Below are 12,693 nucleotides of genomic sequence, written 5' to 3'. Positions count from 1 at the left end.
CTTTATTATAGCACACTGATAGAGTTCTTCCCCAAGAGCAGTAAAAAAGCCATGATTCAAAGAATAATGACTTTTTATAGGATTATTCCTTAATTAAGGCGTGCGTTCAATTCTGCACTCAATTCTTCAAATCCTGGTTTACCAAGAAGCGCAAACATGTTACGTTTGTAAGCTTCAACACCTGGTTGGTCAAATGGGTTGATACCGTTCAAGTAACCAGAGATTGCAATTGCAAGCTCAAAGAAGTAGATAGTGTAACCTAAAGTGAATTCATCTTGCTCAGGCAAAGTAACGATCATGTTTGGCACACCACCATCTGTATGAGCAAGGAGCACACCATCAGCTGCTTTTTTATTGACGAAGTCAACATCTTTACCTTGCAAATAGCCAAGACCATCAAGATCTGCTTCAAGCTCAGGGATAGTGATATTCTTGCGTGGTTTTTCAACACGGATAGCTGTTTCAAATACAGAACGTGTACCTTCTTGGATAAATTGACCCAATGAGTGCAAATCTGTTGAGAAGTTTGCTGATGTTGGGTAAATACCTTTTTGGTCTTTACCTTCAGATTCACCCGCCAATTGTTTCCACCATTCTGAGAAGTATTGCAATGATGGCTCATAGTTAATCAAGATTTCTGAAAGTTTACCCTTGCGGTAAAGAATATTACGAAGTGCTGCATAAGCGTATGCATCATTTTTACGTACGTCTGTAGCTGTATATTCTTTACGCGCTGCGTTAGCACCTTCCATAAGGGCTGTGATATCAGCACCTGATGCTGCGATAGGCAAGAGACCCACAGCTGTCAAAACTGAGAAACGTCCACCAACTGAGTCTGGAACAACAAAAGTATCCCAGTTGTTTGCATCAGCATTAACTTTAACGGCACCTTTTTCTTTATCTGTTGTGGCATAGATACGTTTATTTGCTTCTTCACGGCCATATTTTTTAACCAAAAGTTCTTCAAAGACACGGAAGGCAATTGCTGGTTCAGTTGTTGTCCCTGATTTAGAGATAACATTAACAGAGAAATCTTTATCTGCAACATATTCTACCAAGTCTGAAAGATAGCTTGAAGAAATTGAATTTCCTGCATAAAGAATTTGTGGTGCTTTACGTTCTTCTTTTGATTGGAGGTTAACAAAGCTGTTGTTCAAGAAATCAATTGCAGCGCGGGCACCGAGGTATGAACCACCAATACCGATAACGATAAGAACTTCTGAATCAGATTGAATTTTACTTGCTGCTTTTTGGATACGAGCAAACTCTTCTTTATCATAGTCTTCTGGAAGATCTAACCAACCGATGAAGTCAGAACCCGCACCAGTTCCTTCACGAAGAAGTTTATCTGCGCCGTCAACTTGCCATTGAATTTCGTCAAGCTCTTTATCAGCCACAAATGGTTTCAATTTAGAATAGTCAAATTTAATATGTGCCATCTTATATCTCTCCTTAGAGTTTTTTTCTTTGTTTATTTTATCACTTTTTCACAGCTTTAACAAGAAATGAAAATTTAAGATATTGCAAATCTATCTATACCAAAAAGAAAAAGTTCCCACAATTAGGAACTTTTCTATGACTCATAGACTATTTTTGTAACTCTTCAATACGGGCTTGAGTGCTCTCAAACTTCTCTTGATAGTCTGCTAGTTTAGCACGTTCTTTATCTACAACTTCTGCTTTGGCATTTGCCACAAATTTTTCATTAGAAAGCTTACGGTTAACCATATCGAGTTCTTTTTGCCATTTGTCTAGCTCTTTATTAAGGCGAGCAATTTCTTCCTCGATATTAATCAAGCCTGCTAATGGAAGGTAAATTTCTGCACCAGTAACAACTGCTGACATGGCTTGTTCTGGTGCTGCCACATCCGCTGCAATAGTTAACTCGCTTGGATTAGTGAAACGTCTGATATAAGGCGCCACCTTGTTCAAGAAGTCTTCCTTGTCTGATTTGATCATCATTGGCACGGCTTTTGATAAAGGCGTATTCACTTCCGCACGAATATTACGTACAGCGGTAATAATTTCAATAAGCATGGCAACACCATCTCCAGCTTCTGCATCATCAAATTCTGGATGTACTTCTGGATATTCAGATACCACAATAGATTTGCCTTCAGCTGTCGGAAGTTTTTCGAAGATTTCCTCTGTGAAGAAAGGCATGATTGGGTGCAAGAGGCGGAGCACTTGATCAAGGACATGCACAAGCACTGAACGTGTAACGTCTTTTTCTGCTTCATCATCGCCAAACATTACTTCCTTGGTCAACTCAAGGTACCAGTTGGCAAACTCATCCCAAATGAAGTTATACAGAATATGACCTGCAACACCAAACTCAAATTTATCCATTTGTTCCGTAACACGCGCAATTGTATCATTCAAGCGTGTGAGAATCCAGCGATCGGTAACATTACCTGCTGTTTTCTCTGCCACTTGGTCAAGATGAGCAGAAATTTCTTCTGCTGTGATATCCCCTGCATTCATCAGGATATAGCGTGAAACATTCCATATCTTATTGATGAAATTCCAAGCTGCATCCATTTTGTCGTAGCTAAAACGCACATCTTGTCCTGGAGCTGAACCATTGGATAAGAACCAACGCAAGGCATCTGCACCATATTTTTCAATCACATCCATTGGGTCAATACCATTCCCCAAAGATTTGGACATTTTGCGTCCCTCTTCATCACGAATCAAGCCATGGATAAGCACATTATTAAATGGTGCTTTTCCTGTAAACTCAAGGGATTGGAAAATCATACGTGACACCCAGAAGAAGATGATGTCATAGCCCGTAACCAAGGTCGTTGTAGGGAAGTAACGTTGGAAGTCTTCTGCCTTTTCATCCGGCCAACCCATAGTTGAGAAAGGCCATAAAGCAGAGGAGAACCAAGTGTCAAGTACGTCTTCATCTTGTACCCAACCTTCGCCTTCTGGGGCTTCCTCACCGACATACATTTCACCAGCTTCGTTGTACCATGCAGGGATTTGATGTCCCCACCAGAGTTGACGTGAAATAACCCAGTCGTGTACGTTTTCCATCCATTGAAGGAAAGTGTCGTTAAAACGTGGAGGGTAAAACTCAACCGCATCTTCTGTTTTTTGATTTGCGATTGCATTTTTAGCCAACTCTTCCATCTTAACGAACCATTGTGTCGACAAGCGGGGCTCAACCATTACACCTGTACGTTCTGAATGCCCAACGGAGTGCATCATTTTCTCAACTTTAACTAAGTTACCGAGCTCATCTAATTTTTTAATGATGGCTTCACGGGCTTCAAAGCGATCCATGCCATTAAACTCGCCTGTGAGCTCGTTCATTGTACCGTCAGCATTCATCACATTAACTTGTGGCAAGTTATGACGTTGGCCAACCAAGAAGTCGTTAGGATCATGGGCGGGCGTAATTTTAACCACACCTGTCCCTTTTTCCATGTCTGCGTGTTCGTCACCAACAATAGGAATTTCTTTGTTAATGATAGGGAGAACAACACTTTGACCGATGTATTTGGCATAACGTTCATCTGCAGGGTTAACAGCAACAGCAGTGTCTCCAAAGAAAGTTTCTGGACGCGTTGTCGCTACTTCAAGCGCGCCTGAACCATCTGCCAAAGGGTAAGTAATGTGATAGAAGGCACCTTCGACGTCCTTATGGATAACTTCAATATCTGAGAGTGCCGTCATGGCTTTTGGGTCCCAGTTAATAATAAACTCGCCACGGTAAATCCAACCTTTTTTGTAAAGTTCAACAAAAACTTTGCGGACTGCGGCAGATAAACCTTCGTCAAGCGTAAAACGCTCGCGATTGTAGTCAACAGAGATACCCATTTTACCCCATTGTTGATGGATGGTTTCAGCGTATTCGTCTTTCCATTCCCAGACCTTTTCCAAGAATTTCTCACGGCCCAAGTCATAACGGGAAATACCTTCTTCTGCTAAACGCGCTTCCACTTTGGCTTGCGTTGCAATACCTGCGTGGTCCATTCCTGGCAACCAGAGAGTATCAAAACCTTGCATGCGTTTTTGACGAATGATAATGTCTTGCAAAGTCGTATCCCAAGCATGTCCCAAGTGGAGCTTACCGGTTACGTTTGGTGGTGGAATAACGATGCTGTAGGGTTTTGCTTTTTTGTCACCTGAAGGTGCAAAAACACCTTGTTCGAGCCATTTTTCATAGCGTCCTGCTTCGACTTCAGCAGGGTTAAACTTTGTTGATAATTCTTCTGTCATTTATTTTTCCTTTCGGTATGAAAACAGTTGATGAGGTTGAGGGAGAGCTGCATAAGTTATGTCAATAAAAAATACCACGCCAAACATCCAAAATAGGACGCTCACGCGCGGTACCACCTAAATTCCTGCTTTTTTATAAAAGCAGACACTTAATTTTTATTTAACTGACCTCAATGCAACCTTCACAAGCTTCATCTGAAATCTCGCAGCCACCGATTTCTCTCTCAAAGATTAGACTTGTTACTCCTCATTTAGTGCTTTTATTCTATCAGATTTGTCCGTTTTTTGCAAGGTCACTTAGCGTTCTTTGATTATCTCTAAGAAATGCTCTAAACCTTCTATTTTTTGCATTTGTCGATTACAGTTCACACTATCGACACAAATATATGTGCCATTTTTAGTATAGGTCCCATCAGCACCCCTTTTAGTGGTCGCTAAAAACTAGAAGGAAAAGCCTCTTCGCTTTATTTTCTGTAAAAATCTGGAGGAATAACCTTTCCTTGACTAGTCATTGTAGCCATACAACTTAAGTTCCCCAGAGATATATTCACCTAAATATATTTCACCAATTTTGTTATAGCCTTGTTCTAAAATTTGCGATTCAACCCATTCAGCATTTTTATCAATAACTTCTAGAACATCTAGATTCACTTGACCATCTACAATAAGAGGATATTTAACATTTTCTTCTCCAAATTCAATTAATGTCAGCTGACCGTTTTGTTCTAAAATAGCACGTTTTACATTATCAATTTTATAGATACCGTTGGAACGAAGTTTGAACATCAAGTCATTAGCAGAAATACCATTTTTCAAACACTCCTCAACTCTGATATTTCCGTCTTTTATTAAGGTTAATGGGCGACCATCTACTAGTAATTTTATATATCGATTATGTTCTTTTGAAAACTTTAAAATCAATACCAAAAGCGTCCAAATAATTAAAACAAGTATAAATTGTAAAACTGTAATAGAGTCATTATAAATAACTCCCCCAATTATTCCACCTAAAACATAATTTTGAACTTGATCCATTGCAGAGGCCGGCGCTAAATTTCCTTTTCCCATTATGTTTATTTGAATAATAAGACAAATAATACCTAAAGAGAATTTTAAAATTATCGAACTGTAAAGTAACATACCTTCTCACAATCTATTTTTTCATTTCATTATTTTGGGGATTAATCAAATAACTTTCTACAAACGTATATGTCTTCTGATCAGGATTTAAGTTAACTGAGTAATATTTATCATCAATTTTTACAATTATTCCATCAGCAAATTGAGTAGAATTAACTAAAACCTTATCTATATCTACCTTTTGGTTTTTAGCTACATTCTCAATAAAAGCGACCATTTGCGAGGATTGGTTCTGTTTTGATTGAAATCCTATATAATTAGAATATTGTATCCCTAGTTCTAAAATAATAAATAACAAAAGAATTATACTTAAATCTCGATATTTAGTTTTTATTTTGTGTCTAATATAGATACTGAATATAATGACGAGTACTGTAAGACTTGCAAATATAAAAATATATCTGATATAATCATTTATTCCTGATTGTGATTTCAAAAATTCGATATCATAAAAGTTCATATAATGCTCCTATACGAAATTATTAAAATCAGATCGTGATTTAAAATACTTCAAATTCTTCATTAATAAATGCTTTATTCCAAAAATGCCCTAATTTGTAATAAGGCATTTTTTCTTATCCCGCCAATTCGAACCAGCACAGCTCAAAGAGCAGAGCTTTTGTTTTTTCATTGATGCTAGGAATTATTATGTATATCAAAAAAGCATCGTTAAAAACGCTCAATCGGTTAGAAACAGCATTTAATAAGTTTTTAGCTAAAGCAAATTGAAGCTTATTTCCATTTTGAAAAATGTCAACTCTTTGTAAAAGTTGAAAGTAGAACTTAAGGCAGACAGTAAGATTATCTTTTGCAAAAAACCTCTCTTAGCCCCTCCTTTATACACTTCAAGCAAATTTTGAATTTCTAGCCTGTAAGTTTCAAGTAGTTCTTTACTAAGCAGATGGTCTACTGATACGTTAAAATAGTCAGCCATTAAGGTTAGATTTTCCGCTGTTGGCTATTGTGCTTTCAATCGATATAAATAATTCACCCCAAAGCCTAAGTTCTCGGAAACCCTTTGCAGTGATTTCCCTTGTTACTTAAAAAGTTTTTGTACCTAAGTCCGGTACGTCGTGGAAATCCTTACCTGCTTTATAGTTTTCAAATTTCCCTTGAATAAACTGATAAGCATCGAGACGACTTTCATAACGGATAGCCGCTTCTTTTGCTTCAATTTTTTTATCTTCATCCGCAATTTTTTCTGCAGCTTTCATTGCCATTTCTGAAAGTTGAACCTGTTGGTCTACCCATTCACTAAAATCTTTTAAAAATTTTTCTTTATATTCCATTTTTATTCTCTTTTTGGTTTGATTAAACGATAACTGTTTTCAATCATCTGTTTTGCTTGTTCCTCTGAAACATCACCCCCAAGATGAATATCATTCCAGTGCGTTTTATTCATGTGCCAGGCTGGGCGTATTGAGTCAAAAGATTCACGAAGTTCTTCGTTGACTGAGGGTAAACCTTTGACAGCCAAAACAAGCTTGCCTTCACGCTCCGAAATATAGACAAAGGATTTTTTGTTTTTTAGATGCTTCACAACAACCGTCGCTGGTCCTTTTTCCATCTTTGCAAAAGGTGTATCCGCAAAAGTTGGACCAAGAGATAGGCAAAACTCTAGCCAGTTTTCTTTATTCATCTCATTCTCCTAAAAGGAGTTGATAAGCGATGCGATCTCCTTCGTAGAAAACCATACCACGTTTTTCAAAGCCCTCACGTTCAAATACTGCCTGCATCACTGCATTAGCTGGGTGTGTATCTACGCGGAAGTCTTTATAGCCGCGTGCTTGCATCAGAGTAAAGATGTTTGAAAAAAGATATTTTGTCAGACCCAGACCACGATATTCATCAGACAGTGCTAAACAATGGACGGTGACGTAGTCCAAGCTGTCATTTAACCACTTGCCATTATAAATTTTCGTATATTGGGTATCTTCTCCAGTAATAACCGCACAAAAGCCTGCAACTTTTTCATCTACAATCAGAACGTAGCCGACATCTTCGTGAATAAAATTTTCAATATCACTTTGTGCAGGATACTCAGCTTGCCATTGATCACTCCCTGATTTGCCCAGAAATTCTCGCGCCTGAGCAATAATCGGCATAATGGATGCAACATCCGCTTTGGTTGCCTTTCTTAAATAAATCATGCTTTCCTCTTAGTCTAAGCTGAGCTCAGGATTTTCTTTTGTCATAATCGCGAGCTCTGCACGCCCTCCGAGGTGAGCAACAGTAAGCTCTGCTAACTTTTCTATAGCTTCTCGTAATTCATCTGTACGACCTGAATCCACACATTCTATGATTAAAAAGGCATTTTTTGTGTTTTCCGTCAGCATTGTACGTTGACCGTCACGCCAATTCCAGCAGCGACAAACCGCCCCTTCATCATCAAGATAAGCAATTTCTCCAGCCAGAGCATTATCTGGCTCCTCATCTCCCAAAGCGATAAATTTTTCCCCACCTTGAGCTTGAGTCAGACGAAGATTGCCAGCAAAGCTATCAATATCTTCACCACCAGCTGGAAGGCCATAAGTTAAACTCATCGTGTTGTAGATATCCACAAGGGGATTAATACTGCCAACTTCTTTACCTTTTTCAACCCGTTTCATCAAGTTTTCAATAGAAGAACGTGCACCTTTTTTAGTCTTGAACTTACGATAAGCTTGACGCCAAACTGAAACAACTGGATTTTCACTAAAAATAGGCTCTTGTAAAAATTTTCTTGATTCTTGGTTAGCCTTGGCCAACATGTCCTTGACTTCAGCAGAGCTCTCTCCTGTATTATCAATTCCTTTAGCTAAAACAATCCCAATTTGCGTATCTGGGAAAAGCTCCCAAAAATCTTTTTCAATGATAAATTTTGTCATTTCCTTTTCCTCCGTGGTTTACTATAGCTCGCTTTTGACTTTTCAGCACGGAAAGGTGCTGCCAAAGGTTGGGCAAGTTTACGCATTTTCACTACCGCTTCAGTACGTGCCGTATGTGGGAACATATCGACAGATTGAATATATTCGATGCTGTAAAATTGCGAAAGAATTATCAAGTCTTTTGCTAATGTCGAAACATTACAAGACACATAAACGAGTTTTTCTGGTGTATATGTGGTGATTGTTTCCAACAAAGCATCATCCAATCCTGTTCGCGGTGGGTCAACGATAAGCGCTGTGGCTCTATGGCCTGACTTATACCAGTTAGGAATGATCCGCTCCGCTTTACCTACTTCATAGTGACAGTTTTTAAAGCCAAGACGTTTTGCATTGGCTTTAGCATCTGCGATAGATTCTGGCGTAATATCCATTCCGTGGACCGACTTAACTTTCTTAGCCACACCAAAACCGATGGTGCCGACACCGCAGTAGGCATCGATAACACGGTCGTCTTTTTTCGGATTCAACGCGCGTACGGCTTCACCATAGAGCACATTAGCTTGTTCTGAATTGAGTTGATAAAAAGCACGTGGTGACAACTCAAAGTCATAATCCAAAACGCCTTCGGTAATCGTTTCTTTTTCTGCAAAAAGCATCTGTGTACGGTCACCATAAATTTCGCTGGTTTTCTTTGGATGGAAGTTGGCTGATACAGAAACAATCTCCTGAAACTCTTCCGTCAAGTCAGATAAAATATTATCCATCTTCACCAAGTCTTTGCGTTGACGTTTTGAGAGCTCTTCACGTGGTGCAGGCCAAACTTGTCCATCTAAGCTGATACGTGCGGATGTCACGAAAATAATTTGAACTTCACCTGTTTTTTGGCTGCGTCGCGCAACGATTGTGCGGATACCCATGACTTTACGTTCATCATAAACAGGCAAATTGTATTTTTCAATCAAACGGCAGATACGATTAGCGATATTTTGGATGACTTCGTCTTGAACCAAGCAATTTTCTAAATTCACTAAGTGATGCGTACCTTCTTTGTATAAACCAGCAATGACATCGCCATTGTTTAGACGACGCACTTGAAATTGCAATTTGTTACGGTAACGCAAAGGATTTTCCATACCAAGTGTGGGTAGAAGTTCGTACTTTTTCCAGCCTGTTGGGCGGTATTTTTCGAGAGCTTGACGGAGCAAATCACGCTTAAACTCTAATTGTTGCGGATAAGCAAGATGCATGATGTGTGAGCCGCTCAGCTCATGGTAAACACGATCTTCAGGTTTAACACGGTATTTTGACTTTTTATTTATCTTGACAACTTTTGCGCGTGAAAAATTACGGGCATTCTCTGTAATTTCTGCTAGAATTTCTTCTGTAGGCAGTGCATAAGGCACAAATACCAAGCGCCCATGGTAAGAGGCAACTCCTTCGCCATTGATACCCATACGCTCAATATTGAGTGGGATTTTTTGTCCAATTTTCAGATTAATCATATCCCAATTTTAACATAATTTTCCTGTGATGAGCCCCAGAAAATTATGCTATTCCCACCACATACACAGAAAAAAGTCCAACCCACAGTTGGAATTTTATGTTATTCATGCAATTCTATCGGCAGATCGTCTGGATCGTAGAAGAAAACCATCTTTTTATCTGTGATTTCATCCACACGTAGTTCTCCCACTTTCACGCCTTGGTAAGACAAATATGCTATATCTTCTTCAATATTATTTGTCTTTATCGCCAGATGACGCAAGCCCTTTGCTTCTGGATAAGACACACGTTCTGGTGCCTCAGCCTTGATAAATAGCTCTATTTCCGTTTCGTCATTCATCTTTAAATCAATTTTTATATCTCCTTTATCAGGACGATGATTTTCTCTAATCACAGAAAAACCCATAATATCGACATAAAACTTCCGAGATTTTTCATAATCGCTGCCAATAATAGCAACATGATGTACCGTGTCAAAATTCGGTTTATACATTGTATCTCCTTGACTTGTTTGCATATTCAACTAATCCTTAATCAGGATGCAGACATCGTTTCCTTGCTCATTTAAAGTTTTGACATGGTCTTCTCCCCAAGAGCAAAGACTGTCTAAAATATTATTCAAACTTTCTCCGTAAGGACTAATTGAATACTCCACTTTAGGAGGGACTTGATTATAAACTTTCCGAACAATAATATTATCTGCTTCCAGCTCGCGGAGCTGCTGTGTGAGCATCTTTTGACTAATGCCAGGGATACTGCGCTTAAGTTCACCCGGTCTGCGTGGCTGATGTCTTAGGTTACATAAAATTATAGCCTTCCACTTTCCACCAATGACATCCATCGTAGCTTCTACACCTATGTTATAAGTTTTTTCCAAAAAAATACCTCTTACAATTCCTCGTTTTAATTAAAAACTACTTTTATGTATGTATATAACAAAAAAGTAGGTACTATTCAATAAGTTGTTTTTATTATATACTATTTTTTGTCAAAAGAAAACTTAAGGAGAACAGATAATGAAGCTTAACAATCATATTAATATCCCCGAATTAGGCCTGGGTGTCTTTCAGATTCCCAATGAAGAAACTGCTGAAATCGTCAAAAATGGTATCATCAACGGCTATCGCCTCATTGATACTGCACAAATTTATGGAAATGAAGAAGGAACAGGACAAGGGATTAAAGAAGGGCTGCACGCAACAAACCTACCTCGTGAAGAGCTTTTCATAACTTCAAAACTGTGGGGCAGTAACCTTTCCTATGAAGAAACTCTTCAAAACTTTGAAACAAGTTTAGAAAAATTAGGTTTGGATTACCTTGACCTTTATCTCATCCACTGGCCGGGTACTGACTATGGTTATCAAGAGTCTTGGAAAGCAATGGAAGACTTATATAAAGCCGGACGTGTAAAAGCTATCGGTGTAAGTAACTTTCAGAAACACCATTTGGAGCGACTCTTTACATATGCTCAAACACTACCAGCAGTAAATCAAATTGAGCTACACCCTAAGTTAGCACAAAAATCTTTACGCCATTTTTTAGAAAAGCATAATATCAAAACCCAGGCTTGGTCCCCGCTCATGCAGGGAAAATTACTAGATAATGAAGTTATCCAAAAAATCGCTCGAAAGCACAATAAATCAGCTGCACAAATTATTCTACGTTGGCATTTAGAACAAGGCATCTTGCTCAATGTAAAATCAGTCAAGGTCGAACGGATGCGTGCCAACCGTGATGTCTTTGACTTCTCACTGGATCAAGAAGACATGCTGCTTTTGGATGCACTTGATGAAAATCTGCGTGTGGGACCAGACCCAGAAACATTTAATTTCTAAACCAAGAAGTTATCACGAGACTGAGATGAGACTCTCAAATACAGAAAAAACGCTCAATTTGCCACAAAGTCATGCAGAACTGAGCGTTTTTTACATATGGAAGAAGATTCACTCGCCTCCCAACTCCCTTATCTTCCCTGTACTGTTGACACATCGAATAATGTTTCCCCTTCCTTAAAACTCTGATATAATGATGCTATGATAAAAATCAAGGAAATTAAAAAACTCAAAAAACTTTACAAAATCACCTTTTTTGAACCCCTCGCGTATAAAGATTGGGATGAAGCTCGTGATAATATCTATGTATGTGAGGATACTCTCGTTAAGTTTATGCTCACACGTGAAAAAGTACTTACTGAAATGGAGTTTGAACATCTCTTATCTTTTGATTATTTTGCCCAAGGCAAAGCTTTGGCACTTTATTTCATCTCGTTCAAACCGCGAACCTCATCCGAAGTAAAAAAATATCTTTTAGAGCATCATGTTCAAAGCTCTCAGGTTGAAGCTATTATCGACTATCTTAGGAAAAACAATCTCATTAACGACCAAGCATATATTGAAAGTTATATCCGAGGAAAAATCAGAGCAGCCAATGCAGGCCCATACCAAATCCTGCAAAAATTGCGTATGAAAGGACTGGAATCACAGCTGATTGAGCAGCTTCTTGCGCAAGTCTTTTATGAGGAAAGACAAATCGATGTGGCCGTAAAGCTCGCTGAAAAAATTGTCCGCCAAAAGGCAAACCGACTCACACTTCAACAACTCAAGCAAAAAGTGACACAATCCCTTACAACTAAAGGCTTTTCATATAATATCAGCGCCATCGCTTTGGAGACTTTGAAGCTTGAAGCAGATGAAGAAAATGAGCTAGAATTGCTCTATGATGAACTTGAAAAAACGGCACGCAAATACAGTAGAAGATACGAAGGTTATGAACTTAAGCAACGCATTACACAAGCTTTAGCACGCAAAGGCTTTGACTTTGGTTCTATCTCAAGCGCTATTCGTGATTATGATTTTGAAGAGGAATAAGGGGAGCGGGTTGCTCAAACGGTCTCCCTCCTTCCCATAGAAGCATTAACAATGCCGACCTCAAATGACATAAGCGACACCAACCG

The 12,693-nt window shown here is 38.8% G+C and carries 13 protein-coding genes, 1 pseudogene and 1 other annotated feature; of the genes and pseudogenes, 2 read left to right on the top strand and 12 right to left on the bottom strand.

Features of this window, described 5'->3' with window-relative positions; all coding sequences use genetic code 11:
* Positions 1-89: 89 nt before the first annotated feature.
* From ACGHCK_RS08200 to ACGHCK_RS08145, 12 genes and pseudogenes are all read right to left on the bottom strand, one after another.
* On the bottom strand, positions 90-1,439 hold the full coding sequence (locus tag ACGHCK_RS08200) for a glucose-6-phosphate isomerase (protein WP_251422100.1): 1,350 nt from the start codon (positions 1,437-1,439) through the stop codon (positions 90-92).
* 148 nt (positions 1,440-1,587) lie between these two features.
* Positions 1,588-4,230, bottom strand: a complete 2,643-nt coding sequence (locus ACGHCK_RS08195) for a valine--tRNA ligase (RefSeq protein ID WP_251422097.1) — start codon at positions 4,228-4,230, stop codon at positions 1,588-1,590.
* A 90-nt stretch (positions 4,231-4,320) separates the two neighbouring features.
* Positions 4,321-4,494 (bottom strand) — a binding site (T-box leader).
* Positions 4,495-4,527: 33 nt separating this feature from the next.
* A pseudogene (locus ACGHCK_RS08190) lies at positions 4,528-4,671 on the bottom strand (FusB/FusC family EF-G-binding protein); the annotation flags it as partial.
* A gap of 63 nt (positions 4,672-4,734) precedes the next feature.
* The gene (locus ACGHCK_RS08185) at positions 4,735-5,370 is read right to left on the bottom strand and encodes a DUF421 domain-containing protein (RefSeq protein ID WP_202231131.1); all 636 of its coding nucleotides are present in this window, start codon (positions 5,368-5,370) and stop codon (positions 4,735-4,737) included.
* Between the two features lie 13 nt (positions 5,371-5,383).
* Positions 5,384-5,830 carry a DUF3290 domain-containing protein gene (locus ACGHCK_RS08180; RefSeq protein ID WP_202231132.1) on the bottom strand — a complete coding sequence of 149 codons (447 nt, stop codon included), beginning with the start codon at positions 5,828-5,830 and terminating at the stop codon, positions 5,384-5,386.
* A 580-nt stretch (positions 5,831-6,410) separates the two neighbouring features.
* Entirely contained in the window at positions 6,411-6,659 is a 249-nt protein-coding gene (locus ACGHCK_RS08175) for a DUF1912 family protein (protein WP_202231133.1), read from the bottom strand.
* Positions 6,660-6,661: 2 nt separating this feature from the next.
* Entirely contained in the window at positions 6,662-7,009 is a 348-nt protein-coding gene (locus ACGHCK_RS08170) for an MmcQ/YjbR family DNA-binding protein (protein WP_202231134.1), read from the bottom strand.
* 1 nt (position 7,010) lies between these two features.
* On the bottom strand, positions 7,011-7,520 hold the full coding sequence (locus ACGHCK_RS08165) for a GNAT family N-acetyltransferase (RefSeq protein WP_251422094.1): 510 nt from the start codon (positions 7,518-7,520) through the stop codon (positions 7,011-7,013).
* 9 nt (positions 7,521-7,529) lie between these two features.
* Positions 7,530-8,237: a B3/B4 domain-containing protein gene (locus tag ACGHCK_RS08160; RefSeq protein WP_251422091.1), complete on the bottom strand. Its 708-nt coding sequence runs from the start codon at positions 8,235-8,237 to the stop codon at positions 7,530-7,532.
* Positions 8,234-9,739, bottom strand: a complete 1,506-nt coding sequence (gene rlmD / locus ACGHCK_RS08155; protein WP_251422088.1) for a 23S rRNA (uracil(1939)-C(5))-methyltransferase RlmD — start codon at positions 9,737-9,739, stop codon at positions 8,234-8,236. The genes ACGHCK_RS08160 and rlmD overlap by 4 nt, the downstream gene beginning before the upstream one ends.
* A 101-nt stretch (positions 9,740-9,840) precedes the next feature.
* Entirely contained in the window at positions 9,841-10,233 is a 393-nt protein-coding gene (gene gloA2, locus ACGHCK_RS08150; RefSeq protein WP_202231138.1) for an SMU1112c/YaeR family gloxylase I-like metalloprotein, read from the bottom strand.
* A gap of 30 nt (positions 10,234-10,263) precedes the next feature.
* Positions 10,264-10,617, bottom strand: coding sequence for a winged helix-turn-helix transcriptional regulator (locus tag ACGHCK_RS08145; protein ID WP_271328210.1), 354 nt, complete (start codon positions 10,615-10,617; stop codon positions 10,264-10,266).
* A gap of 139 nt (positions 10,618-10,756) precedes the next feature.
* Between ACGHCK_RS08145 and ACGHCK_RS08140 the strand changes: the two genes are divergently transcribed.
* On the top strand, positions 10,757-11,575 hold the full coding sequence (locus ACGHCK_RS08140; RefSeq protein WP_202231139.1) for an aldo/keto reductase: 819 nt from the start codon (positions 10,757-10,759) through the stop codon (positions 11,573-11,575).
* Between the two features lie 198 nt (positions 11,576-11,773).
* Positions 11,774-12,607, top strand: coding sequence for a recombination regulator RecX (gene recX, locus ACGHCK_RS08135; RefSeq protein ID WP_271328209.1), 834 nt, complete (start codon positions 11,774-11,776; stop codon positions 12,605-12,607).
* Positions 12,608-12,693 lie beyond the last annotated feature (86 nt).

The organism is Lactococcus muris (genome assembly GCF_042849115.1).
Lineage (GTDB): Bacteria > Bacillota > Bacilli > Lactobacillales > Streptococcaceae > Lactococcus > Lactococcus muris.
The sequence above is the reverse complement of the archived record's forward strand: the minus strand, read 5'-3'. Positions and strand labels throughout refer to the sequence as shown.